Source organism: Pseudomonas sp. HN2-3, from assembly GCF_020691745.1.
GTDB classification, from domain to species: Bacteria; Pseudomonadota; Gammaproteobacteria; order Pseudomonadales; family Pseudomonadaceae; genus Aquipseudomonas; species Aquipseudomonas capeferrum.
Map to the genome: position 1 here is coordinate 4709786 of NZ_CP085704.1, position 24473 is coordinate 4734258.

General features: G+C 61.6%; 24 protein-coding genes. 9 read left to right on the forward strand and 15 right to left on the reverse strand.

All coding sequences use genetic code 11. The features are described from left to right. Positions 1-121 precede the first annotated feature (121 nt). Positions 122-2542, forward strand: coding sequence for an endopeptidase La (lon, locus tag LJX93_RS21325; protein WP_095064223.1), 2421 nt, complete (start codon positions 122-124; stop codon positions 2540-2542). Positions 2543-2655: 113 nt separating this feature from the next. Further along, complete coding sequence (locus LJX93_RS21330; RefSeq protein ID WP_033702701.1) at positions 2656-3048, forward strand: protease inhibitor I42 family protein; 393 nt, start codon at positions 2656-2658, stop codon at positions 3046-3048. Positions 3049-3053: 5 nt separating this feature from the next. Here the strand turns inward: LJX93_RS21330 and LJX93_RS21335 are convergent, their stop codons facing one another. Together LJX93_RS21335 and LJX93_RS21340 are read right to left on the reverse strand one after the other, a co-directional pair. Next, the gene (locus tag LJX93_RS21335; RefSeq protein WP_033702702.1) at positions 3054-3995 is read right to left on the reverse strand and encodes an alpha-xenorhabdolysin family binary toxin subunit B; all 942 of its coding nucleotides are present in this window, start codon (positions 3993-3995) and stop codon (positions 3054-3056) included. Position 3996: 1 nt separating this feature from the next. Continuing rightward, on the reverse strand, positions 3997-5193 hold the full coding sequence (locus tag LJX93_RS21340) for an alpha-xenorhabdolysin family binary toxin subunit A (RefSeq protein WP_050506157.1): 1197 nt from the start codon (positions 5191-5193) through the stop codon (positions 3997-3999). A gap of 190 nt (positions 5194-5383) precedes the next feature. On the opposite strand from LJX93_RS21340, the gene cmoA reads away from it, so the two are divergent. Continuing rightward, complete coding sequence (cmoA, locus tag LJX93_RS21345) at positions 5384-6127, forward strand: carboxy-S-adenosyl-L-methionine synthase CmoA (RefSeq protein WP_033702703.1); 744 nt, start codon at positions 5384-5386, stop codon at positions 6125-6127. Then, positions 6124-7080: a tRNA 5-methoxyuridine(34)/uridine 5-oxyacetic acid(34) synthase CmoB gene (gene cmoB / locus LJX93_RS21350; RefSeq protein ID WP_033702704.1), complete on the forward strand. Its 957-nt coding sequence runs from the start codon at positions 6124-6126 to the stop codon at positions 7078-7080. Before cmoA ends, cmoB begins: the two co-directional genes overlap by 4 nt. Before the next feature lie 67 nt (positions 7081-7147). On the opposite strand, the gene LJX93_RS21355 is transcribed toward cmoB, so the two are convergent. After that, positions 7148-7351: a hypothetical protein gene (locus LJX93_RS21355; RefSeq protein ID WP_033702705.1), complete on the reverse strand. Its 204-nt coding sequence runs from the start codon at positions 7349-7351 to the stop codon at positions 7148-7150. Between the two features lie 250 nt (positions 7352-7601). Between LJX93_RS21355 and LJX93_RS21360 the strand changes: the two genes are divergently transcribed. After that, positions 7602-8276: a heavy metal response regulator transcription factor gene (locus LJX93_RS21360; RefSeq protein ID WP_033702706.1), complete on the forward strand. Its 675-nt coding sequence runs from the start codon at positions 7602-7604 to the stop codon at positions 8274-8276. After that, positions 8273-9652: a heavy metal sensor histidine kinase gene (locus LJX93_RS21365; protein ID WP_227696402.1), complete on the forward strand. Its 1380-nt coding sequence runs from the start codon at positions 8273-8275 to the stop codon at positions 9650-9652. The genes LJX93_RS21360 and LJX93_RS21365 overlap by 4 nt, the downstream gene beginning before the upstream one ends. Positions 9653-9737: 85 nt before the next feature. Here the strand turns inward: LJX93_RS21365 and pdxJ are convergent, their stop codons facing one another. From pdxJ to rpoE, 10 genes are all read right to left on the reverse strand, one after another. Continuing rightward, positions 9738-10460, reverse strand: coding sequence for a pyridoxine 5'-phosphate synthase (gene pdxJ, locus LJX93_RS21370; protein WP_156310258.1), 723 nt, complete (start codon positions 10458-10460; stop codon positions 9738-9740). Positions 10461-10521: 61 nt separating this feature from the next. Further along, positions 10522-11205 carry a DNA repair protein RecO gene (gene recO / locus LJX93_RS21375; protein ID WP_033702709.1) on the reverse strand — a complete coding sequence of 228 codons (684 nt, stop codon included), beginning with the start codon at positions 11203-11205 and terminating at the stop codon, positions 10522-10524. 53 nt (positions 11206-11258) lie between these two features. Next, complete coding sequence (era, locus tag LJX93_RS21380; RefSeq protein WP_095064220.1) at positions 11259-12161, reverse strand: GTPase Era; 903 nt, start codon at positions 12159-12161, stop codon at positions 11259-11261. Continuing rightward, complete coding sequence (gene rnc / locus LJX93_RS21385; RefSeq protein ID WP_033702710.1) at positions 12154-12843, reverse strand: ribonuclease III; 690 nt, start codon at positions 12841-12843, stop codon at positions 12154-12156. The genes era and rnc overlap by 8 nt, the downstream gene beginning before the upstream one ends. A 161-nt stretch (positions 12844-13004) precedes the next feature. Then, complete coding sequence (gene lepB, locus LJX93_RS21390; protein ID WP_033702711.1) at positions 13005-13859, reverse strand: signal peptidase I; 855 nt, start codon at positions 13857-13859, stop codon at positions 13005-13007. A 5-nt stretch (positions 13860-13864) separates the two neighbouring features. Then, the gene (gene lepA, locus LJX93_RS21395; protein WP_033702712.1) at positions 13865-15664 is read right to left on the reverse strand and encodes a translation elongation factor 4; all 1800 of its coding nucleotides are present in this window, start codon (positions 15662-15664) and stop codon (positions 13865-13867) included. A gap of 273 nt (positions 15665-15937) precedes the next feature. Then, on the reverse strand, positions 15938-17338 hold the full coding sequence (locus LJX93_RS21400; protein WP_371856416.1) for a DegQ family serine endoprotease: 1401 nt from the start codon (positions 17336-17338) through the stop codon (positions 15938-15940). 208 nt (positions 17339-17546) lie between these two features. After that, the gene (locus LJX93_RS21405) at positions 17547-18512 is read right to left on the reverse strand and encodes a MucB/RseB C-terminal domain-containing protein (RefSeq protein WP_156310219.1); all 966 of its coding nucleotides are present in this window, start codon (positions 18510-18512) and stop codon (positions 17547-17549) included. 8 nt (positions 18513-18520) lie between these two features. Next, positions 18521-19117 (reverse strand): sigma-E factor negative regulatory protein, encoded by a 597-nt coding sequence (locus LJX93_RS21410; protein WP_047583623.1) that lies wholly within the window; start codon positions 19115-19117, stop codon positions 18521-18523. A 31-nt stretch (positions 19118-19148) separates the two neighbouring features. After that, the gene (gene rpoE / locus LJX93_RS21415) at positions 19149-19730 is read right to left on the reverse strand and encodes an RNA polymerase sigma factor RpoE (protein WP_003252049.1); all 582 of its coding nucleotides are present in this window, start codon (positions 19728-19730) and stop codon (positions 19149-19151) included. Between the two features lie 435 nt (positions 19731-20165). On the opposite strand from rpoE, the gene nadB reads away from it, so the two are divergent. After that, the gene (nadB, locus tag LJX93_RS21420; RefSeq protein ID WP_227696403.1) at positions 20166-21770 is read left to right on the forward strand and encodes an L-aspartate oxidase; all 1605 of its coding nucleotides are present in this window, start codon (positions 20166-20168) and stop codon (positions 21768-21770) included. 56 nt (positions 21771-21826) lie between these two features. Here the strand turns inward: nadB and LJX93_RS21425 are convergent, their stop codons facing one another. Beyond that, positions 21827-22285 carry a protein YgfX gene (locus LJX93_RS21425; protein ID WP_047583622.1) on the reverse strand — a complete coding sequence of 153 codons (459 nt, stop codon included), beginning with the start codon at positions 22283-22285 and terminating at the stop codon, positions 21827-21829. After that, on the reverse strand, positions 22269-22523 hold the full coding sequence (locus LJX93_RS21430; protein ID WP_027594141.1) for a succinate dehydrogenase assembly factor 2: 255 nt from the start codon (positions 22521-22523) through the stop codon (positions 22269-22271). The genes LJX93_RS21425 and LJX93_RS21430 overlap by 17 nt, the downstream gene beginning before the upstream one ends. A gap of 134 nt (positions 22524-22657) precedes the next feature. On the opposite strand from LJX93_RS21430, the gene LJX93_RS21435 reads away from it, so the two are divergent. Continuing rightward, the gene (locus LJX93_RS21435; RefSeq protein ID WP_033702718.1) at positions 22658-23599 is read left to right on the forward strand and encodes a YgfZ/GcvT domain-containing protein; all 942 of its coding nucleotides are present in this window, start codon (positions 22658-22660) and stop codon (positions 23597-23599) included. A 55-nt stretch (positions 23600-23654) separates the two neighbouring features. After that, on the forward strand, positions 23655-24461 hold the full coding sequence (locus tag LJX93_RS21440; protein ID WP_047583620.1) for an HDOD domain-containing protein: 807 nt from the start codon (positions 23655-23657) through the stop codon (positions 24459-24461). The last annotated feature ends 12 nt before the right edge of the window (positions 24462-24473 follow it).

Consider the following 24473-nt stretch of genomic DNA (forward strand, 5'->3'; position numbering starts at 1 on the left):
AAGAGAAAGCGGGGCCTGCATGGCCCCGTTTTTTTTTGGAGCTTGCAGCTTCTAACGTGAAGCTTGAAACCCATCCCCCCGCGCCCCATCTAAGCACCATAGTCATTCACGCAGGTGCACCATGAACGACCAGCAGGATTTCCCGGAACACCCCGACGAACACAGCGAAGTCGAGCATACCGACACCCAGGCCGTACCCGGCCACGCCCTCGCACTGCCTGGCCAACAGCTGCCGGACAAGGTCTACGTGATCCCGATCCACAACCGCCCGTTCTTCCCCGCCCAAGTGTTGCCGGTGATCGTCAACGAAGAGCCCTGGGCCGAGACCCTCGACCTAGTGGCCAAGACGCCGGACCACTGCCTGGCGCTGTTCTTCATGGACACGCCGCCCGAAGACCACCGCCATTTCGACACCTCGGCGCTGCCGGAGTACGGCACCTTGGTCAAGGTGCATCATGCCAGCCGTGAAAACGGCAAACTGCAGTTCGTCGCCCAGGGCCTGACCCGCGTACGCATCCGCACCTGGCTCAAGCACCATCGCCCGCCCTACCTGGTCGAGGTGGAATACCCTCGCCAACCCGCCGAGCCTACCGATGAGGTCAAGGCCTACGGCATGGCGCTGATCAATGCGATCAAAGAGCTGCTGCCGCTGAACCCGCTTTATAGCGAAGAGCTGAAGAACTACCTCAACCGCTTCAGCCCCAACGACCCTTCGCCGCTGACCGACTTTGCCGCGGCCCTGACCTCGGCCACCGGCACCCAGCTGCAGGAAGTACTCGACTGCGTACCCATGCTCAAGCGCATGGAAAAGGTACTGCCGATGCTGCGCAAAGAGGTCGAGGTGGCGCGCCTGCAGAACGAGATCTCGGCCGAGGTCAATCGCCAGATCGGCGAACACCAGCGCGAGTTCTTCCTCAAGGAGCAGCTCAAGGTCATCCAGCAAGAGCTGGGCCTGACCAAAGACGACCGCAGCGCCGACCTCGAACAGTTCGAGCAACGCCTGGAAGGCAAGACCTTGCCCGCGCAAGCCCAGAAGCGCATTGACGAAGAGATGGGCAAGCTGTCGATCCTAGAGACCGGCTCGCCAGAATACGCCGTGACCCGCAACTACCTCGACTGGGCCACCGCCCTGCCGTGGGGCGTTTACGGCAAGGACAAGCTCGACCTCAAGCACGCCCGCAAGGTGCTCGACCAACACCACGCAGGCCTTGACGACATCAAGGAACGCATTCTCGAATTCCTCGCCGTGGGTGCCTGGAAAGGCGAGATCAGCGGCTCGATCGTGCTGCTGGTGGGCCCGCCCGGTGTGGGCAAGACCAGCATCGGCAAGTCCATCGCCGAATCGCTCGGCCGGCCGTTCTACCGCTTCAGTGTCGGTGGCATGCGCGACGAAGCGGAAATCAAGGGCCACCGCCGCACCTACATCGGCGCCCAACCGGGCAAGCTGGTGCAGGCACTGAAAGATGTAGAAGTGATGAACCCGGTCATCATGCTCGACGAGATCGACAAGATGGGCCAGAGCTACCAGGGCGACCCGGCTTCGGCGCTGCTCGAAACCCTCGACCCCGAGCAGAACGTCGACTTCCTCGACCACTACCTCGACCTGCGCCTGGACCTGTCCAAGGTGCTGTTCGTCTGCACCGCCAACACCCTCGACTCGATCCCCGGGCCCTTGCTCGACCGCATGGAAGTAATCCGCCTCTCCGGCTACATCACCGAAGAAAAACTGGCCATCGCCAAGCGCCACCTGTGGCCCAAGCAGCTGGACAAGGCCGGCGTGGCCAAGACCAGCCTGAGCATCAGCGACAGTGCCCTGCGCACCGTGATCGAGGGTTATGCCCGCGAGGCCGGCGTGCGGCAGCTGGAAAAACAACTGGGCAAACTGGTGCGCAAGGCCGTGGTCAAGTTGCTGGAAAACCCCGATGCCAAACTCAAGATTGGCAGCAAGGACCTGGAGGCCGCGCTCGGCATGCCGGTGTTCCGCAGCGAACAGGTACTGGCCGGCAAGGGCGTGATCACCGGCCTGGCCTGGACCAGCATGGGCGGCGCCACGCTGCCGATCGAAGCCACCCGCATTCACACCCTCAACCGCGGTTTCAAATTGACCGGCAAACTGGGTGATGTGATGAAGGAGTCCGCCGAAATCGCCTACAGCTACGTCAGCTCCAACCTCAAGCAGTTTGGTGGCGACCCAGGCTATTTCAACGAAGCCTTCATCCACCTGCACGTGCCCGAGGGCGCCACGCCCAAGGATGGCCCGAGCGCCGGGGTTACCATGGCCAGCGCCTTGTTGTCGTTGGCACGCGACCAAGCGCCGAAAAAAGGCGTAGCGATGACCGGTGAACTGACCCTCACTGGCCAGGTGCTGCCGATTGGCGGTGTGCGTGAGAAGGTGATTGCCGCCAAGCGACAGAAGATCTTCGAGCTGATCCTGCCTGAGGCCAACCGCGGCGACTTCGAGGAACTGCCCGACTACCTGCGCGAAGGCTTGACGGTGCATTTCGCCAAGCGCTTTGCCGACGTGGCGAAAGTGCTGTTTTGATTCTGTGCAGGCCTCTTCGCGGCGCGAACCGCGAAGCGGCCTATACCGGTAGGTAGCACAAATCTGCATGTGGTTCGGTTATCCTCAGGCCATCGCCAGCCTTCGGAGCCAACATGGCCGCCCCACGTCTGCTCGTTCCCCTGAGCCTCGCCCTGCTGACTGCCTGCGCCCAGCAGCCCAGGCAATCCGTCCAACTCGACGCTGAAAGCGAATGCCCCAAGCGGCTGCAGGTCGGTCAGGCGCTGACCCTGACCCTGCCCAGCAACCCCACCACCGGATACCGCTGGTTGGTGCAGAACCCCGCCTCGAATGTACTGCGTAGCCTCGGCCCCGAGGTTTACAGCGCCCCCGAGGATGCCGGTATCGTTGGCAGCGCGGGCATTTCCTCCTGGCGCTTCGAAGCCCGCGCTGCTGGGGAAGGGCATTTGGTGTTGGTCTATCAGCAGCCGTGGGCCCCTGAAGTGCGGCCCGTGCAAACCTTCGATTGTGCAATCACCGTTCAGTGACCGGCCTACGCTCGCTCGAAGGCCTTTTGTACCGCTTGCAGGTAGTGGTACAGGTCCTCCAGCGCAATCAGCGCCTTGTCGCTGTCCATGCCTGCCGCGAGCAAGCTTGAGCAGTATTGCCAGTACTCCTCGACCTTGCGCACCAATTGCAACCACTGATCCTTGATCGCACCGACACCGGCCAATGCCCGGGTCGCCCCCAGTTCGCGCAGGGTTTTGTCTTTACGCATTTGCGCGTCAGCGCGTAGCTGCCTGGCTTCCTGAAGTTTCTCGTAGAGCCGCTTGCGTACCTGGGTCAACTCATGGAACGTCTGTGCGCCCTCGAGCGCGTCCAGATGGGATTGCAACTTACGAGATAGAAACTTCAACAGCTTCGGGTCGACACTCGGATCCTTGAACAGCGCAGAAGCGGCATCAATGTCCTCTTCACTGGGGATCAGGCCCTTGAAGGCTTTGGTGACAGTAGGAGTATTGAACGCCTCGATGGCTTCGACGATGTCCGCGTGCTGGGTCTCCAACGCCTGTACTCGCAATTCGTCGGGCATGCCCCGCTCGAGCTCGGCAACTGACTTCTCCAGGCGTAGCACTTGCTGGTCAATTGCTGACAATGAAAACAGTTCAAGGCGCAAGGTTCTCTGTGCCAGCCCGCTGCACAGGGCTGCCTGCTTCTCGGAAACTTCAGCGATCTTGCTCGTTGCAACCGCCTTGCCGGAGGAGTGAGCGAATACTTTATTGCCCAGTAGCACCGTACCACTGAGCACGGCATCCCGAAGTGATCGATCGGTATCGAGCATGACAACCTTCAACTGCCGGCAAAGATCCTGGACACCCGGCAGCACTTCCTCCTGCCACTCATCGCACAGCTCGAACGCCTTGTATCTCAGTTGATTCAGCTCAACGAAATCCGGCACTGCACTGCCCACGGCAATGGCTGTTTGATTTGACATTTCATTTATCCTCCTTTGAGATTTTGTTAAACAGCTCCGTCAACACGCGACAAATATTACCAATACTTTCCCAAGGCCTGATGACATCTGCAAAGTCCTGCACGAACTCCTCCAGGTCAGCGCTCGTCGACAAGTTTTTTGACTCTTCCAGCGAAGACGTCGCGAATTTGTTCAAGTAAAGCCAAATATCCGCCAAGCGCTGGGTCGCACTTATTAGATCGGTCGTTCTGAACATCAGGTCCCTGATCGTACTATTGACGCGCTCAAAACTCTTGATGATCGGCGCTACACTGGACAAACGCTCAGCCAGATCATCCCGTTGCTTAATCAAAATATTTTTTCTCTTTCTCGTGTCTTCCGCCCGGGAACCGAATATTCCTCCCGTAATAATCAGGCCAAACGGCCCCGCTAACAAACCGGTAAAGGCGTATCCGACTTCGGTACTGTACTGCTTTCCTAACCGTTCGATTTCCCTATCCAACTCGTCGCGTGTGGCAACCATCGCATTGATATTGGAGTTACTGAGCTTGTCGTCAATGTTCTTGATGACACGTACCAGCTGCGGTTTGATTTCGAGTTCGATTTCCTTATGGAACCAGCTCGCCCGTGCATCAACATCCCCAATACGCTGCTGGGTCTGTCTGATCTCATCGATTAGCGCCCCCAAGCGCCTCTCTATGACCGCCAGGACTTGGTTACGCTCCTCGGCAGTGAGTTCGGAGGTGTATATATTGCTGCCTTGCGCTTCTTTTTCACTGGCAATGCGCTTGAAAGCGGGTGTTTTCTCGATACTTGTGATCAAGGCGGCGCCACGGCTTATCATGGAGTCGGCGAACATCTCGATTTCCGGCCCCAGCTCTTTGACCTGCCGTTCAAGTTTGTCCCATTCGTCCACGTGCCGATGCAACAACGTGTTCAGATTAAAAATTCTTTTGACCTCGATACCCAATGCCTCATAGTCGACTTCTTCGCTGATATCTTCCTCACGCCGGGATAACGTGCGCACGGTACGCGCATAGCGTTTAATGACTTGCAGGTTTTCAGATGTCAGCAGGCCGGCCCCCTGAGAATGACTCCCCACCTTTCCCGCCAGAAACGTAAAGTATTGCTCCGGCAAAATGGTCGCCTGGCTTTTTGCGTCCAATTCATCAATGGGTTTACCTCCGGCGGTTTGGGTTTCATTCGATAATGTTTCCATGACAACATCCCGCTTAAGTTAATTTTATCTGCACCTCAAAGTTACGCCAAAGACCGAGTACGCTTGAATGGTTGGATATCCACACCGGCGGTATGAATTAGCGAGCAGGCCTTGTAGGACAGACAGCCGTGGTCAGCACCTTGGCTTTTGGCTAAAATGCGATACCGTTTGCCTTTGCCTTGAGCCCGCTGTGAATCGATCCCCCGACCGCCTCTTCGCCCACCCCCTGGAGCAGGTACCCGATTTCGCCTTCAACGAAGACGTGGTGCGCGTATTCCCAGACATGATCAAGCGTTCGGTGCCGGGCTACCCGACCATCGTCGAGAACCTCGGCGTGCTGGCCGCACGCTTCGCTCAGCCGAACAGCACGCTGTATGACCTGGGTGCTTCGCTGGGCGCCGTCACTCAGTCACTGCGCCGTCATGTGCGCAATGATGGTTGCCGGGTAATCGCCGTCGACAACTCTGCGGCCATGGTCGAACGCTGCCGCCAGTACCTCACGGCCCAGGACTCGATGTTCCAGGAGTTGCTGCCAGTGAACGTGCTGGAAGCCGACATCCTCGCCCTGCCCTTCGAGCCGGCCTCGGTGGTGGCGATGAACTTCACCCTGCAGTTCATCGCCCCCGATCAGCGCCTCGAACTGCTTGGCCGTATTCGGCAGGCGCTGTTGCCGGGTGGCGCGTTGATCCTCTCGGAAAAGCTGCACTTCGCCGACGACGACGAACAGACCCTGCTCAATGAACTGCACCTGGACTTCAAACGGGCCAACGGCTACAGCGAACTGGAAATTGCCCAGAAGCGCAGCGCCATCGAAAACGTGATGAAGCCAGACACCCTGGAGACCCACAAGGCGCGCCTGCGCGCTGCCGGGTTCTCGAAAGTGGTGCCGTGGTTCCAATGCCTTAATTTCGCCTCGCTGATAGCCCTGCCATGATCGATCTATCCCCCCTTGTCCGCCGCCTGGCGGGTACGCCCCTGGCTTCCTGGTCGCAAGGCCTGCAAGCACAGCTGGAAGCCAAACTGGAAAAAGGCCACGGCGACCTCGACCGCTGGCGCGGCGCGCTCGACGCCCTGCCCGCCGTGCAACCGAGCGAAATCGACCTGGTCAACGGGCTGCGCCTGGACTGCGACTGCGACGATGCCACCCGCGCGCGGATGCGTGAGGCGCTGATGGGCCTGTCGCCCTGGCGCAAAGGGCCGTTCGATCTGTTCGGCGTGCATGTGGACACCGAATGGCGTTCGGACTGGAAATGGTCGCGGGTCAGCCCGCACCTGGACCTCAAGGGCAAGCGCGTACTCGATGTCGGTTGCGGCAATGGTTATTACCAGTGGCGCATGCTCGGCGCCGGTGCCGACATGGTGGTTGGGGTCGACCCCAACTGGCTGTTCTTCTGCCAGTTCCAGGCGGTGCAGCAGTATTTGCCCGATCTGCCAGCCTGGCATTTACCGTTCGCCCTGGAAGAGCTACCCGCCAATCTGGAAGGTTTCGACACCGTGTTTTCCATGGGCGTTTTCTACCACCGCCGCTCCCCTATCGAGCACTTGCTGGCGCTCAAGGACTGCCTGGTCAAAGGGGGTGAACTGGTGCTGGAGACGCTGGTGGTCGAAGGCGATGAGCAACAGGTTCTGGTCCCAGAAGACCGCTACGCGCAGATGCGCAACGTCTGGTACCTGCCCTCGGTGCCGGCCCTGGAGCGCTGGTTGCGCCGTGCCGGGTTCAGTGATGTGCGCTGCGTTGACGTCAGCGTCACCAGCATCGACGAACAGCGCAGTACCGATTGGATGCGCTACCAGTCGCTGAGCGACTTCCTCGACCCGAACGACCACAGCCGCACCATCGAAGGCCTGCCAGCGCCGCGCCGGGCGACACTGGTAGCGCGCAAATAAAAAAGGCGCCCAACGGGCGCCCGAACAACCCTGCGACGAGGAGCGATGGCGCCGCAGGTGGGTAAAGTCAGTCCTTGGCCACCTCGCGGGCCTTCTGCTGCGCTGTGCGCTCCCGTTCCACCACGGCCTGTTGCTTATCACCGTGCAGGCGCTGCTGGTCCTGACGGAAGGCTTCCCAGAACTGCCGGGACCGCTCGGCGCCACCTTCGGCATAGGCGCTGACGCTGCCAAAGGCCAGGGTTGCCAGCAGCAGGTATTTGATCAGGTTCATCGTGCTTGCCTCGTGATAACCGTTCAGATGGGGCCATCCTAGCGAGGCGTAGCTAACGCCAAGGTGAGGCGGGCATTACAGTCCTGCAATGTGGCCGGGTGCCCCCCTGCCAGGCAGCGGCATGACGCGCGGATTACAAATCCGTTATCCAGGCAAATCTTCCCCTCTCATGCCGTAACATCCTGCCCCTTGACCCTGATGTCACTACAGGGTCGAGAATCGCCCCCTTTTCACCTCTGCGAGCCCCCTTATGCGCCTACTGATCATCGAGGACGAGCTGCGTACCGCCGATTACCTGCTGCAAGGCCTGCGCGAGAACGGCTACGTGGTCGACTGCGCCCATACCGGCACCGACGGCCTGCACCTGGCCCGCCAGCAGGCCTATGACCTGGTCATCCTCGACGTCAATTTGCCCGAGCTCGATGGCTGGACAGTACTGCAGCGACTGCGCGCCGAATCCGCCACGCGCATCATGATGCTGACCGCCCACGGCCGACTGGCCGACCGGGTCAAAGGGCTGGACCTGGGCGCCGACGACTACTTGCTCAAGCCGTTCGAGTTTCCCGAGCTGCTGGCGCGAATCCGTAGCCTGCTGCGCCGCAACGACCAGCAACTGCAGCCCAGCACCCTGCGCGTGGCCGACCTGGAGCTGGACCCTGGCCGCCATCGTGCTTACCGCGCAGGGCAACGCATCGACCTGACCGCCAAGGAGTTCGCCTTGCTGCACCTGCTGATGCGCCAGACCGGCGAGGTGCTGTCACGCACGCAAATCATCTCGTTGGTGTGGGACATGAACTTCGACTGTGACACCAATGTGGTCGAGGTCTCGATCCGCCGCCTGCGGGCGAAGATCGACGACCCCTTCGATGACAAGCTGATCCACACCTTGCGCGGCGTCGGCTATGTACTCGAGGCACGGTTTTGAACAACGCCAGCCTGTCGCTGCGCCTGGGCTTGGGCGTCACGCTGATGGGGGCGGTGCTGGTGCTGCTGTTGGCCTGCCTGGCCGTAGTTGCCCTGGACCACGAACTGGACAGCCGCGCGCGCAAGGACCTGGCGCGCAAGATGCTGCAGGTCGAGCACAACCTGCGGGTCGACCTGCGCAGCGAAGACCTGGGCAGCCGCGCCCACCCTCTGCTTGACCTGGTGATGGGGCACGACAACCTCAGCCTCAGCGTGCTGGCCCTCGAAGGCCGCCACCCGCATCTGCTCAGCCTGGGGCCGGCGCTGGAGTCGCGCGTGGGCGAACTGCAGACCGGTGCGCGGCTGGCGTTCCACGAATGGCGCGACAGCCAGGGCAAGCAGTTGCTGACTGCGACACGCCAGATGCGCTTGCGCGACGACACCCCGGTACGGGTGATGATGTCGCTCGACCGAGCCGACGACAACGCACTGCTTCAGGCTTACCTGCGTTCTACCGTGCTGGTCTTGCCTTTACTGCTGATATTGATCGGCGCTGCGGCATGGTGGCTGGTGCAGCGCGGGCTGGCCCCCCTGCAGCACTTCCGGCGCATTGCCGGGCAGGTATCGGCCCAGGACCTGCAACACCGCTTGCCCGCTACCGGCCTGCCGCAGGAGTTGGCAGCGTTGGCCACAAGCATCAACGTGATGCTCGACCGCCTCGACCAGGGCGTGAGCCAGCTGTCGCAATTTTCCGACGACTTGGCCCATGAGCTGCGCACGCCCTTGAGCAACCTGATGGGCAAGGCTCAAGTTACCCTGAGCCGTGAGCGCGACAATGCCAATTACCGGGAAGTGCTGGAAGACAGTATCGAAGAGCTGACCCGCCTCAACCGCATCATCAACGACATGCTGTTTCTCGCCCAGGTCAGCCAGCCGCAGGCCCAGGTGGCGCTAAAGCCCCTGGCACTGGCCGATGAGACGGCACAGGTGGTCGAGCTGTTCGCCATAAGCGCCGAGCTCAAGGATATCGAACTGCGCATTCGCGGTTGGGGCACGGCATCGGGTGATCGGTTGATGTTCCAGCGTGCCTTGTCGAACCTGTTGAGCAATGCCCTTCGGCATGCGCCGCCAGGCAAACCCATAGACCTGGGTATCGAGCGCCAGGGTGGCGATGTCAGGGTATGGGTTGAGAACCAGGGGGTGGGCATTGCCGCAGAGCATCAGCCGCAGTTGTTCGAGCGTTTTTACCGCGTGGGCGCTGGGCGCTCACGGCTGGAGGGTGGCACTGGCCTGGGGCTGGCAATTGTGAAATCGATCATGCAATTGCATGGGGGGCGGATTGAGGTCATGAGCAGCCCGGCAGGGCCGACCCGGTTTAGTCTGATATTTCCGGGTTAGCGATGGCTCTGGCAATGTCGCCGCGTGCAGGAGCGGCCTTGCGTCACGAAAGGGACGCAAGACCGCGCGTACAAAGGCCCTATGATCAGCGCGACGCCGCCACGATCAACGCCTTCATCTCCGCCACCGCCGCCTTGAAGCCGACGAACAGCGCATGGGCCACCAACGCATGGCCGATGTTCAGCTCATTGATGCCCTTGATCGCCGCAACCGCCTCGACGTTGTGATAATGCAGGCCGTGGCCGGCATTGACGATCAGCCCCTGGGCCACGCCAAAGGCCACACCGTCAGCGATCCGCTTGAGCTCTTCGGCCACTTCGGTCGGCGTCTGGGCATCGGCGTAACGACCAGTATGCAGTTCGATGGCCGGGGCGCCCACGCGGCGCGAAGCTTCGATCTGGCGCTCGTCGGCGTCGATGAACAGCGACACTTCGGCACCGGTGCGCGCCAGGCGCTCGACGGCAGCCTTGATCCGCGCCTCCTGCCCCGCCACGTCCAGGCCGCCTTCGGTGGTCAGCTCCTGACGGGTCTCGGGCACCAGGCAGATGTGTGCCGGGCGAATCTTCTCGGCGAATGCCATCATCTCTTCGGTAACGCCCATCTCGAAGTTCATGCGCGTCTGCAGCACATCCTTGAGCACCACCACGTCGCGTTCCTGAATGTGCCGGCGGTCTTCGCGCAGGTGCACGGTGATGCCGTCGGCACCCGCCTCTTCGGCGTCCAGGGCAGCCTTGACCGGGTCAGGGTAACGCGTGCCCCGGGCCTGGCGCAGCGTCGCCACGTGGTCGATGTTTACGCCGAGAAGCATGCGGTTGCTGTGAGTCACGAAAGGCTCTCCTGAAGATTTAGCCACACAGCATACGACGGGATCAGCGCTTGCGAAACAGTTCCCGACTGACCAGGGGTTTAGGGCCCAGGTGAACAGCCAGTGCCTGGCGCATCAGCCGTTTGGCAGCAAGCAAGGCACCTGGGGCTTCCCAGTCTGCTTCAGCCAGGGCCAGCAGCTCGGTACCCTGGAACAGGCCTGGCTGCACTAACTCGACCCGCTCAAGCCCGGCATCCACGCGCAAACGATAACGGCCAGCGGCATCGATCGGCGTCCCGTTGACGTCATGCTGCAACGAAAACGCATAGCCGAGTTCGTCCAGCAGGCGCCATTCGAAGGAACGCAGCAGCGGCTCCAGTGGGCGCCCGGCGGCCAAGGCCTGCAAGGTCAGGGTGTAGTGTTCGAACAGCGCCGGGTGTGGGGCTTCGGCCGGGAGCAAACGCATGAGTAGCTCGTTGAGGTACAGCCCGCTGAACAGTGCATCGCCATGCAGCCAGGCGGCGATACCGAGGGCATCCAGGCGGCCGACATTCTTCAGCTCACCGCGCCCGCGCAGCTCCACCTCCAGCGGCACGAACGGCCGTACCAGGCTGCCCCCTTTGCCCCGCGCCCGACGCAGCACGGCCCGCACTCGACCTTGCGGCGTGAGGAAGTCCACCAGTGCGCTGGTTTCCTTGTAGGCACGACTGTGCAGCACATAGGCCGGCTGGCCGACTGGTTGTTCCATGGGGAGTGGCCCGAAAGCAGAGCGGCCCGGAGAGATCCGGGCCGCTGGAGGGGTTACAGGTCGCCGTAGCCCAGCGAGCGCAGGGCGCGCTCATCGTCGGACCAGCCGCCCTTGACCTTGACCCAGAGGTTGAGCATGACCTTGGCGTCGAACAGCACTTCCATATCTTTGCGCGCATCGGAACCAATGCGTTTGATACGCTCGCCCTTGTCACCGATGATGATCTTCTTCTGGCCATCACGTTCGACCAGGATCAGCGCATGGATGTGCAACACATGCCCCTGCTGCTTGAACTCTTCGATCTCTACGGTGATCTGGTACGGCAGCTCCGCACCCAACTGACGCATGATCTTCTCGCGCACCAGCTCGGCCGCCAGGAAACGGCTGCTGCGGTCGGTAATCTGGTCTTCCGGGAAGAAATGCTCGTTCTCTGGCAGGTGCTTGGCGATCAGCCCTTCCAGTGCCTCGAGGTTATGCCCCTGCTGGGCGGAGATCGGCACCACTTCCGCGTTCGGCAGTTGCTCCTGGAGCCATTGCAGGTGCGGGATCAGATCGGCTTTTTCTTCCAGACGATCGGTCTTGTTGACCGCCAGGATGACCGGGCCACTGACGTACTGCACGCGCTCGAGCACCAACTGGTCCTCGTCGGTCCAGCGGGTGCGGTCGACCACGAAGATCACCACATCGACGTCTTTCAAGGCAGCCGAAGCGTTACGGTTCATGTAACGGTTCAGGGCCTTGTCGTTGGCCTTGTGCATACCCGGCGTATCGACGTAGATCGCCTGCACATCACCTTCGGTCTTGATGCCGAGCATGTTGTGGCGGGTGGTCTGCGGCTTGCGCGAGGTGATCGCCAGCTTCTGGCCGAGGATGTGGTTGAGCAAGGTCGACTTGCCCACGTTGGGGCGGCCGACAATGGCCACGTAGCCGCAGCGGGTCGGATTGCTATCAGTCATTGCCATTCTCCACGCCCAAGGCGATCAGTGCAGCCGCGGCGGCGACTTGCTCGGCGATACGCCGGCTTACACCCTGACCACGGCTCTTGTTGTTCAGCAGAACCACTTCGCATTCGACGAAGAAGGTGCGGCAGTGCGGTTCGCCTTGGATGTCCACCACCTCGTAACGCGGCAGCTCACAGCTGCGCGACTGCAGAAACTCTTGCAGGCGGGTCTTGGGGTCCTTGTTGGTGTCGACCAGGGTCAGGCTTTCGAACTCATCGGCCAGCCAGGCCAGCACACGCTCGCGAGCGGTCTGCATGTCCGCGTCCAGGTAGATGGCGCCAATCAGCGCCTCCAGGGCATCGGCCAGGATCGATTCACGGCGGAAACCGCCGCTTTTAAGCTCACCAGAACCCAGACGCAGGTATTCACCCAAGTCAAAACCCCGGGCCAGACGGGCCAGGGTTTCACCCTTGACCAGGCGGGCACGCAAGCGCGACAGCTGGCCTTCGCGGGCCTGCGGAAAGCGCTCGAACAGCGCCTCGCCCGCCACGAAGTTGAGAATGGCGTCGCCAAGAAACTCCAGGCGCTCGTTATTGCGCCCGGCGTAGCTGCGATGGGTCAGGGCCAGAAGCATCTGGTCCTGATCCTTGAAAGTGTATCCGAGCTTTCGCTCCAGAGTGGCAAGGGAAGCAGTCATGCGGCCACCCGTTGGTTGTTCAACGCGTTGTTCAAATCAACATCCTGAAAGACTGTTTGGCTGTGGTCCGCCGCTGCACGCGACGCATCTCTCGATCCCTGAGAACACAGCCTATGTCAGAAATGCATTCGGCGCTGTCTGCTGGACAGCGCCGAAGGGTATCAATGGATCAGGCCGACCCGCGACAGGTTAGGCAGGTGGCTGAGCTTGGGCTCTGGCCAGCTCATCCAGACCGCGAAGGCCTTGCCGACAATGTTCCGGTCCGGAACCATGCCGTGCAGTTCCTTGGGAATGTTCGGATCATCCCAGTAGCGGCTATCGTTGGAGTTGTCGCGGTTGTCGCCCATCATGAAGTAGTGGCCGGCCGGTACGGTCCATTGCTGGTCCGGCGGCATGCGATAACGGCTCATCTCCTTGCGGATCAGGTGCTCGGCCTCGCCCAGCTTCTCCTTGTACAGCTCGGCGCTGCCCAAGGTGCCTGGCTCGGTGCCCACCAGTTGCTCGGCAATCGGCTGACCATTGACGTACAACCGCTTGTCATTGGTGTAGCGGATCTGGTCGCCCGGCAGGCCGACCACACGCTTGATGTAGTTGACGTTCGGGTCGCTCGGGTAGCGGAACACCATCACATCACCGCGTTGCGGGTCACCCACCTCGATGACCTTCTTGTCGATCACCGGCAGGCGAATGCCATAGGAGAACTTGTTCACCAGGATGAAGTCGCCCACTTCCAGGGTCGGTTTCATCGACCCCGAAGGGATCTGGAACGGCTCGACCAGAAACGAGCGCAGCACCAGCACGATGAACAGCACCGGGAAGAACGACTTGCCGTACTCGACCAGCAGCGGCTCCTTGTTCAGGCGCTCGACCACCGCCATCTCGGGCTGGCTGACGCTACCCTGATAGTTGGCGATTGCCGTTCGCCGGCGCGGGGCCAGGAACAGCAGGTCGATCAAGCCCAACAGGCCGCAGACGGCTACGGCGATGACTAGCAACAGCGGGAAATTTAGCGACATAGGACCTAGCTATCCAACCTGAGCACGGCGAGGAAGGCTTCTTGTGGAATTTCCACGTTACCAACCTGCTTCATGCGTTTCTTACCGGCCTTCTGCTTCTCCAGCAGTTTCTTCTTACGGCTGACGTCACCACCGTAGCACTTGGCCAGTACGTTCTTTCTGAGCGCCTTGACGGTTGTCCGCGCGATGATCTGGCCGCCAATGGCTGCCTGGATCGCCACATCGAACATCTGCCGAGGGATCAGTTCCTTCATCTTCTCGGTCAACGCACGGCCTTTGTAGGCCGCGTTGTCGCGGTGCACGATCAGGGCCAGGGCATCGACCTTGTCGCCGTTGATCAGTACATCCAGCTTGACCAGGTTGGCCGACTGGTAGCGATCGAAATGATAGTCCAGCGAAGCGTATCCGCGACTGGTCGACTTGAGGCGGTCGAAGAAGTCCAGCACCACCTCGTTCATCGGCATGTCGTAACGCACCTGCACCTGGCTGCCAAGGAACTGCATGTCGCGCTGTACGCCACGCTTCTCGATGCACAGGGTGATGACGTTGCCCAGGTGCTCCTGCGGCACCAGGATGGTCGCGGTGACGATCGGCTCGCGGAAGTCGGTGACAGCCGAGACGTCCGGCAGCTTCGACGGGTTGTCGACGATGATGGTTTCGCCGGTCTTGAGTTCGAGCTCGTAGATCACGCTAGGAGCGGTGGTGATCAGGTCCAGGTCGTACTCGCGCTCCAGGCGCTCCTGGATGATCTCCATGTGCAGCATGCCCAGGAAGCCGCAGCGGAAACCGAAGCCCAGGGCGTCGGAGCTTTCCGGCATGTACTGCAACGACGAATCGTTGAGGGTCAGCTTTTGCAGGGCGTCACGGAAGTCTTCGAAATCCTCGGAGCTGACCGGGAACAGGCCGGCATAGACCTGTGGCTGGATCTTCTTGAAGCCTGCGAGCACTTCGACTTCCGGGGTCGAGGACAGGGTCAGGGTGTCACCGACCGGTGCACCGTGAATGTCTTTGATGCTGGCGATGATGAAGCCCACTTCACCGGCCTTGAGGTCGGCGGTCTGGGTGTGTTTCGGGGTAAAGACGCCGACGCTGTCGACCAGGTGCACCTTGCCGGTGGACTTGACCAGGATCTTGTCGCCCTTCTTGACCCGGCCCTGGCGCACGCGCACAAGCGAGACCACGCCCAGGTAGTTGTCGAACCAGGAGTCGATGATCAGCGCCTGCAGCGGCGCGTCGATCTCGCCAACAGGCGCGGGGATGGTGTGCACCAGGCGCTCGAGCACCTCGTCGACGCCCATGCCGCTCTTGGCACTGCAGGCCACGGCGTCGGTAGCGTCGATGCCGATGATCTTCTCGATCTCGTCCTTGACGCGGTCCGGGTCAGCCTGGGGCAGGTCCATCTTGTTCAACACCGGCATGACCTCGAGGCCTTGCTCGATGGCGGTGTAGCAGTTGGCCACGGACTGGGCTTCGACGCCCTGGCCGGCGTCCACCACCAGCAGCGCGCCTTCACAGGCGGCCAGCGAGCGCGAGACTTCATAGGTGAAGTCGACGTGGCCGGGGGTGTCGATGAAGTTCAGCTGGTAGGTCTTGCCGTCTTGCGCCTTGTAGTGAAGCGTGACGCTGTGGGCCTTGATGGTGATCCCGCGTTCGCGCTCCAGGTCCATGGAGTCAAGGACTTGAGCTTCCATTTCGCGCGCAGACAGGCCACCGCACATCTGAATGAAACGGTCGGCCAGCGTCGACTTGCCATGGTCGATGTGGGCGATGATGGAGAAATTGCGGATATGACTCAAATCACTCACGGGTCAACACTCGAAAAGGCTGCGAGCCGGGACGCCCGCCGAAAAATAGCCGGGAATTGTACCTCAAGCAGCAGGGATATGGGAGATTCCTGATCGGCTGTCTGTATGGGCCCTGTCGCCGGCAAGCCGGCACCCATAGCGACAGCAACACGCCTGAAACCGGCGTAGTACCGGTGAAGGCCGGCTTGCCGGCGGTAGGTACAGCACATGACCGATGTCTATTTTCATGAAAAAGGGCAGCCATGGCTGCCCTTTTCCTACCCGATGACCAGCTTATTCAGCCAGCTTGAAGGTAATGAAGCTTGCACGCCCCTGACGCAGCACGCGCATGGACACCGAACGGTTCTTCGGCAGGTCCTTGGCAATCTCGGTGAATTCCTTGGCCGAGCCGATTGCCTGGTTGTTCAGGTGGCTGATGACGTCACCCGGGCGCAGGCCGATCAACGCTGCCGGGCCATCCTGAACTTCCTTGATCACCACGCCGCCCTTGAGTTCCAGAGCTTTCTTCTGCTCGGCGCTCAGATCGGCAACGGAAACACCCAGACGGTTGCTGCTGCGCTCGGCACTGCCTTCAGCGCCTGTACCGATGTCGGCGTCATCGTCCGGCAGTGCGCCGACGCTGACGTCCAGGTTCTGACGCTTGCCGTTACGGATAATCTCGAGCTTGGCCTTGTCACCATCCTTGAGGCTGCCGACCAGGTGCGGCAGGTCGGCCGACATGACGATCGGCTGGCCGTTCATGCTCAGAATCACATCACCCACCTGCAGGCCACCCTTGGCTGCCGGGCCGTCTTCCAGCACCTGGGCTACCAGGGCACCGGCCGGCTTGTCGAGGCCAAAGGATTCAGCCAGGTCCTTGTTGACCTCCTGAATGACCACGCCCAGCCAGCCACGGCTGACCTTGCCGTCTTTTTTCAGCTGGTTGGACACGTCGATGGCCACATCGATCGGGATAGCAAACGACAGGCCCATGAAACCGCCAGAGCGGGTGAAGATCTGCGAGTTGATACCCACGACCTCGCCATTCATGTTGAACAGCGGGCCACCGGAGTTACCCGGGTTGATGGCCACGTCAGTCTGGATGAACGGCACATAGGTATCGTTTGGCAACGTACGCCCCTTGGCGCTGACGATGCCTTTGGTCACCGAGTGGTCGAAGCCAAACGGCGAACCGATGGCCAGTACCCACTCGCCTACCTTGAGCTTCTCGGAGTCACCCAGCTTGACGGTCGGCAGGTTCTTGCCTTCGACCTTGAGCAGCGCCACGTCGGTGCGCGGGTCGGTGCCGACCAGCTTGGCCTGCAGTTCGCTGCGGTCCGACAGGCGGACGATGATCTCGTCGGCATCGGCCACCACATGGTTGTTGGTCAGTACGTAGCCATCGCTGGAAATGATGAAGCCCGAGCCCAGCGACTGCGCTTCGCGCTGGCGATCACCACGCGGCGAGCGGGGTTGCTGCGGCATGTTGCGCTCGAAGAACTCACGAAACATCGGCGGCAAGCCTTCGAGGTCCGGCATCTGCCCTGCGGCGATGCGGCGGTCCGGCAGCTTCTGCTTGGTACTGATATTGACCACGGCCGGCGAGGCTTGCTCGACCAGCGTGGTGAAGTCCGGCAGGGCTTCCTCGGCCTGGGCGGTGAGCACCTGGCCGAGCATCAGCACGGCGGCGAACATCGATAGGTAGGGTTTCAAGCGTGTTATTGACATACGGCTCCCGTCACAACGAGCGTGGTTAGCGTAAGGCCCCTGCACAAGCAGGAAAGGCCAGGCTCCAAGAAGCCTGACCTATAGAAAATTTACCGAAAGAATGCAAATGACAATGCTTAAATTTCATTTCAGAGGCAGGTCTCTCACGCCGTAACCCGCCTGAAAAAGCACGCCATCATTGCCGCGCCTGGGCATCCTGAGCCCGCATCGACAGCGCAATGCGCTCTGCGGTACCCAAGGGTATTTCACCGACCACGGTGACCAGGACCTTGCCTTTTGGGGTATTGAGACGGCGCGATACCGCTACGGTCGGGCCCAACTGAACGCGCGTGTCGATGCCTGAGTTGTCGTTGACCGGTTCGACGAATACCGATACGCGAGCCAGGCCATCGTCATACATCAAGCTGGTGACCGAGCTGTTGCGAGCCGCGTCGCGGCGTACCGAGCTGTTGACCAACTCGAAACCCGGCGGCAGCCAGTCCGAACGCCAGCCAGAGACCGCTTCTTGCGTCGTAGTGGCGCGATGCTCCACCGGCTTGCAGGCGGCACTGGCGCGCAAGTCTTCGTCGGTAGGCAGGTCATCGGTATCCAGGCGGGTCATCTGGAAGCGCTCGAGCAACTGCCCTTTGTCGTTGAGCATCAACGAGCGCAGCGGCAAACCGGTACGGCGGTCCAGATGCAATTCGAAAGCGTAACGGTGCTGGTCGCGCGGGGTGAGCGTAACGATCACCGCATCGCGCCCGGCGACACGAGACTTGCCCGCCAAACTCAGGTCGTACCAGCCCATCAACTTGAGTGGATCGAGCACACGCGGCGCGGCATCGGGCGGCGTCTTCACGCCGCTGACCAAGGCACCACTGACGCACGCCACCTTGCCGTCCACGCGCACGATTTCCTGGGCGGTGCCGTCGAGCTGCAGAAGCCGCTCGCTGACCTTGCCGTCCTGAACCTTGTGCCAGATATCGTGGGAAGAAAAGCTGCCGTTGCGTTCGTAGATGAAAGAGCCTTGGTAGCTCTGCTTTTGCTCGGCCTGTGCCAGCTTGTTCAGCCACTCACTCGCCTCGGGCGAAGAGTTGGCCGCCAACGCTGGCACCGTCATGCAACTGCCTATCAGCAGCGACAAGAGAGGTAGCGCGCGCATGATCCTCCTTACTTAACGGGGTTATCCAGGCTGGCGGCGCGGGCATAAGGCAGAGCCGTTTCATTGCCCTTGAGCGCAGATTCCTGGGCATGCTGGCGCAGGTAGCCTGGCAGACGCTGATCCCAGCCAGCCTGGTTCTGGAGCACACCGTTGGCCATCGGCCCGGTCGGTTGCTCACTGCTTTCACTATAGCCTGCCAATACAGCCGGGCCCTGAGCTTGTGGCACGCTCAGCCCCTGCTGTGCAGGTTGCTGGGAAGCCAGCTCGGCACCGGTGATCTCATCCTGGTTGTACATGCGTACACCCGCCAGCACTGCGATCGTCACCGAGGCAGCAACTGCCAAGCGGCCGATGCTGCGCAATGGGCCTTTCTTGACCTTGGCCGGTACCGCTTCGTCGGCCAATGCTGCAGACACCGCCGAGGCGATATCGAGGTTTGGCAGCAGCAGTTCCTTGTGCATCGCTGCGCGGGCTACCTGGTAACGCGACCAGGTGGCACGGGTTTCGGCATCGTCGACGGCACTCAGTACCCGACGTAATTCCAGTTCGTCCGCTTCGTTATCCATTACCGCGGACAGCGATTCCTGCAACGCTTCACGACTCATGGCGGTTCCTCTCTTGGCTGTAGCCGCTGTCTCAGGTTTCCTGCAACAACGGCTGCAGGGCTTTATCTATGGCCTCCCGAGCGCGGAAGATTCGAGAGCGCACGGTACCCACCGGACATTGCATGACACTGGCAATGTCTTCGTAACTCAGTCCGTCGAACTCACGCAGGGTCAAGGCCGTGCGCAGGTCTTCGGGCAGCTGCTGGATGGTGCGATGGACAGTGCCTTCGATTTCATCCCGCAACAACGAGCGCTCTGGGGACTCGAGATCCTTGAGACCATGATCGCCGTCGTAAAACTCCGCATCCTCGGAGCTGACATCGCTGTCTGGTGGCCGTCTTCCACGGGACACCAGATAGTTCTTCGCCGTGTTGATGGCGATGCGGTACAGCCAGGTATAAAACGCACTGTCTCCGCGGAAATTGCCAAGCGCACGGTAGGCCTTGATAAAGGCTTCCTGCGCTACATCCTGGGCCTCGTGGGTATCGTGAACGAACCGCACGATCAACCCGAGAATCTTGTGCTGATACTTCAGCACCAACAGATCGAACGCTCGCCTGTCTCCACGCTGTACGCGCTCGACAAGCTGCTGATCCTCTTCCTGGGTTAGCATGAACACTCCTCAGTGAACTCGAAGGAGCGTTGCAACAGCCATCGTTCAGGCTTGCAAACATAGACTCGGGCTTTGCGCAAAAGTTCTCCCCTCCAAGCAAGTTTCCTGCAGCCCTTGGTCGGCTCGCACGGAAGACGCGGCGCGGACACGGCCGGCAACGTCGATAATCAGGTTTCGAATACGCAGGTGTCAGCCCGAATAGAGCTGCCGCCCTGCGTCGCCGCGGCAATATGTGGCGTGCGGGCAGCCTTCATAGGATTTCCGGCCATGTCGGAAAGTTCCCACAAAGGTTACCGCAAGCTGGCAAGTGGCATGGAAATTGGCCACCCGGGGCTGCTATAAAGGCAACCCGGCCTGGTTTAACGATAGTTTCACAATGCCATCGGCGCGTGACTATTGTGCCGCGCCCCTTCCGTAGATTACTAGTGTCCCGACATGAGCCAACAATTCCAACATGATGTCCTGGTGATCGGCAGCGGTGCCGCCGGTCTCAGCCTGGCACTGAACCTTCCCAGCCACCTGCGCGTCGCCGTGCTCAGCAAGGGCGACCTGTCAAATGGCTCGACGTTCTGGGCCCAAGGTGGCGTCGCCGCGGTGCTGGACGACACCGACACCGTCCAGTCGCATGTCGAGGATACCCTCAATGCCGGCGGCGGTCTGTGCCATGAAGACGCTGTGCGCTTCACCGTCGAGCACAGCCGCGAAGCCATCCAATGGCTGATCGAGCAAGGCGTGCCCTTTACCCGGGACGAGCAGCACGGCGTCGACGATGGGGGCTTCGAGTTCCACCTGACCCGCGAAGGCGGCCACAGTCATCGGCGCATCATCCACGCCGCCGATGCCACCGGCGCCGCGATCTTCACCACCCTGCTGGCCCAGGCCCGAAAACGCCCGAATATCGAGTTGCTGGAGCAGCGCGTGGCGGTCGACCTGATTACCGAGCGCCGCCTGGGCCTGCCCGGCGAGCGCTGCCTGGGTGCGTATGTGCTTAACCGCAACAGCGGCGAAGTGGACACCTTTGGTGCGCGCTTCACCGTGCTGGCCACCGGTGGCGCGGCCAAGGTCTACCTGTATACCAGCAACCCGGACGGCGCCTGCGGCGACGGTATCGCCATGGCCTGGCGGGCCGGCTGCCGGGTGGCCAACCTTGAATTCAACCAGTTCCATCCGACCTGCCTGTACCACCCCCAGGCCAAGAGTTTTTTGGTCACCGAAGCCCTGCGCGGCGAAGGCGCCCTGTTGCGCCTGCCCAACGGCGAGCGGTTCATGCCGCGTTTCGACCCACGCGAAGAACTGGCCCCCCGCGACATCGTGGCCCGCGCCATCGACCACGAGATGAAGCGCCTGGGCGTGGACTGCGTGTACCTGGACATCACCCACAAGCCGGCCGAGTTCATCAAGGGCCACTTCCCCACCGTGTACGAGCGCTGCCTGACGTTCGGCATCGACATCACCCGCCAGCCGATCCCTGTGGTACCGGCGGCCCACTATACGTGCGGCGGGGTGGTGGTCGACGACCGCGGCCATACCGACGTGCCGGGGCTGTATGCCATCGGCGAGACCAGCTTCACCGGTTTGCATGGCGCCAACCGGATGGCCAGCAATTCGCTGCTCGAGTGCTTCGTCTACGGCCGCGCGGCTGCCGCAGACATCCAGGCGCACCTGGACCAGATCGAAATGCCCAAAGCCCTGCCCGGCTGGGATGCAAGCCAGGTCACCGACTCGGACGAGGACGTGATCATCGCGCACAACTGGGACGAGCTGCGCCGCTTCATGTGGGACTATGTCGGCATCGTGCGCACCAGCAAACGCCTGCAGCGTGCCGAACACCGCGTCCGCCTGCTGCTTGATGAAATCGACGAGTTCTACAGCAACTACAAGGTCAGCCGCGACCTGATCGAGTTGCGCAACCTGGCCCAGGTGGCGGAGCTGATGATTCGTTCGGCGATGCAGCGCAAGGAAAGCCGTGGTTTGCATTACACGCTGGATTATCCAGGGATGCTGGACGAGGGGAAGGACACCATCCTCAGCCCGTTCTGAAAACCATGCCGGCCTTTTCGCGGGTAACCCTGCGAAAAGGCCTGCGTCGTTTCGATCTATACCTGGCTTGCCTGCCCCCACCTGCGCCGGCTGAATTTCAGCCGTACCCGCAACCGCCGGTGCTCATCAGCCCCCAGCGCATCCGGCGGTATGCATTGACTTTCCCCCAACCAGCCCCCCTCCCGCACAAAGCGCAGCACCACCAGCCCCGGCACCGCCACGCTATCGCGGCACAAGCGCACCGGCTGCCAGCCTCGGGCACGGCTCAGTACCTGCCAGCCACGCGCATCACGGCGCACGCCCACAACGGCATGATCATGCGTCAACAGAATACGTCGGGGGATGGCCCAACTGGCGTGGGCAATGCAGGCGGCAGCAACAGCAAGGGACAGCCACCAGGGCAACGCACTCACCCACACGGTAAGCAGCGCCAGCACCTGGCAACTCAGGTAGGCCGTCAGCAGCAGGCGCGAGCCCTGCCAACGGCTCTGGAAAAACTCACTTGGGCTGGACACGGTCCAGGATGATGCGGACCATGCGCTGCAACTCCGGGTCTTCAGACTCGGTGCGCTCCATGAACCAGCCGAACATGTCCTGATCCTCGCAGCTCAACAGGCGCACATAGAGCTCACGGTCGGCTTCGTTGAGGGTGGCGTAGACTTCCTGGGTGAAAGGCACCAGCAGTACGTCCAGTTCCAGCATGCCGCGACGGCTGTGCCAGAAAAGCCGGTTGAGTTCAGTTTGTTCGACCATGGGGCCCTCCTCGAATGGCCCGCCAGTATACAGCCAGGCGAGCGAAGCGGCACAGGGCGTTGGTCTAGTCACCTACCTATTTTGTTACTGGCGTTCTATGATGGCCGCCAGTCTTTAAGCCACCGCGATGACCCATGGCCGATTCCGCTTTCTTCAGCCCTCTGTCCCACGAGGGCATCCTCGCCGTCCGCGGCTCCGACGCAGGCAAGTTCCTGCAGGGCCAGCTGACCTGCAACATCAACTACCTCAGCCAGGAACATGCCAGCCTCGGCGCCCGCTGCATGGTCAAGGGGCGCATGCAGTCGAGTTTTCGCATCGTGCCGGAAGGCAACGGCTACCTGCTGGCCATGGCCAGCGAACTGCTCGACGCGCAGTTGGCCGACCTGAAGAAGTATGCCGTGTTCTCCAAAGCCACCCTCAGCGACGAAAGCGCCGCCTGGGCACGCTTTGGCCTGCAGGGCGGCGATGCAGCGCTGCTGGCACTGGGTGTGACGCCACCCACCGAGGCGGGCGCAACCGTGCGCCACGCGGGCCTGATCGCCATTGCCGTGTCGGCGGGCCGGGTTGAACTGTGGGCACCGGCCGAGCAATCCAGCGCAGTGTCCGCAACACTTGCCGCCAGCTTGCCCGAAGGCAGCCTCAATGATTGGCTGCTGGGCCAGGTTCGCGCCGGCATCGGCCAGGTCATGGGCCCTACCCGTGAACTGTTCATCCCGCAGATGATCAACCTGCAGGCCGTCGACGGTGTCAGCTTCAAGAAGGGCTGCTACACCGGCCAGGAAATCGTCGCCCGCATGCAGTACCTGGGCAAGCTCAAGCGCCGTCAGTACCGCCTGGCGCTCGACCAGCAGGCCATCCCCGCGCCCGGTGCCGAGATCTTCTCGCCAACCCATGGCTCGTCGGTCGGTGAAGTGGTGATTGCTGCCAGCACCGGTGTAGGTTGTGAGTTGCTCGCGGTGCTCAGCGCCGATGCGGTGAACGATGACAACCTGCACCTGGGCAGCCTGGAAGGGCCACGCCTGCACGTGCTGAGCCTGCCCTACGAACTGGACCGCGACCGGGAAATCCAGCGCTGACCAGCCTGCCCCGTCCGCGTGACGGGGCCGCACCACCACTGCGGTAGAGAAGTCCATGAACAAGCTGGCCGAGATGGTTCAAGCACAACTGCTTGAGGCCATCGAAAAGGATGACCTGGTCCTGCCCACCCTCCCCGAGGTTGCCTTGAGCATCCGCGAGGCGGCCGAGGACAGCGAGATCAGTGTGTCGGCCTTGAGCAAGGTGATCGGCCGCGACGCAGCCCTCTCGGCGCGGCTGATCAAAGTGGTCAACAGCCCACTGCTGCGTGCCGCGGTAGAGGTCACCGACCTGCACACTGCAATCACCCGCCTGGGCATCAACTACAGCTGCAACCTGGCCATCGGCCTGGTGATCGAGCAGATCTTCCATGCCCGCTCGCCAGCCGTTGAGCAAAAACTGCGCGATATCTGGGCAAACAGCCTGGAAGTTGCAGGTATCAGCTATGAAATAAGCCGCCGCTACACCCACCTGAAACCAGACCAGGCCACCCTCGGCGGGCTGGTCAACCAGATCGGTGCGCTGCCGGTACTGATTTACGCCGAGGAACACAACGAGCTGCTCTCCGACCCGGTCTGCCTGCATTACGTGATCGAGCAGATCCAGCCGGCGCTGGGCGACAAGATCCTCAAGGCATGGGAGTTTCCCGAGCAGTTGGTCAACCTGCCAAGCCAGGTTCAGGACCTTGACCGGCAGACCGACAAGGTCGATTACATCGACGTCGTGCAGATCGCCCGTTGCATCAGCCAGCGGGGGCGCAGCCGGCCGTTGGCGGCACTGCCGGCGTACCGCCACCTGGGGCTGCCGTTCGGCACCGAGCTTGAGGTGGAAGAGTTGCTTGAGGCGCGGAGCCTGTTGCGCTGATGGCGCCGGGGC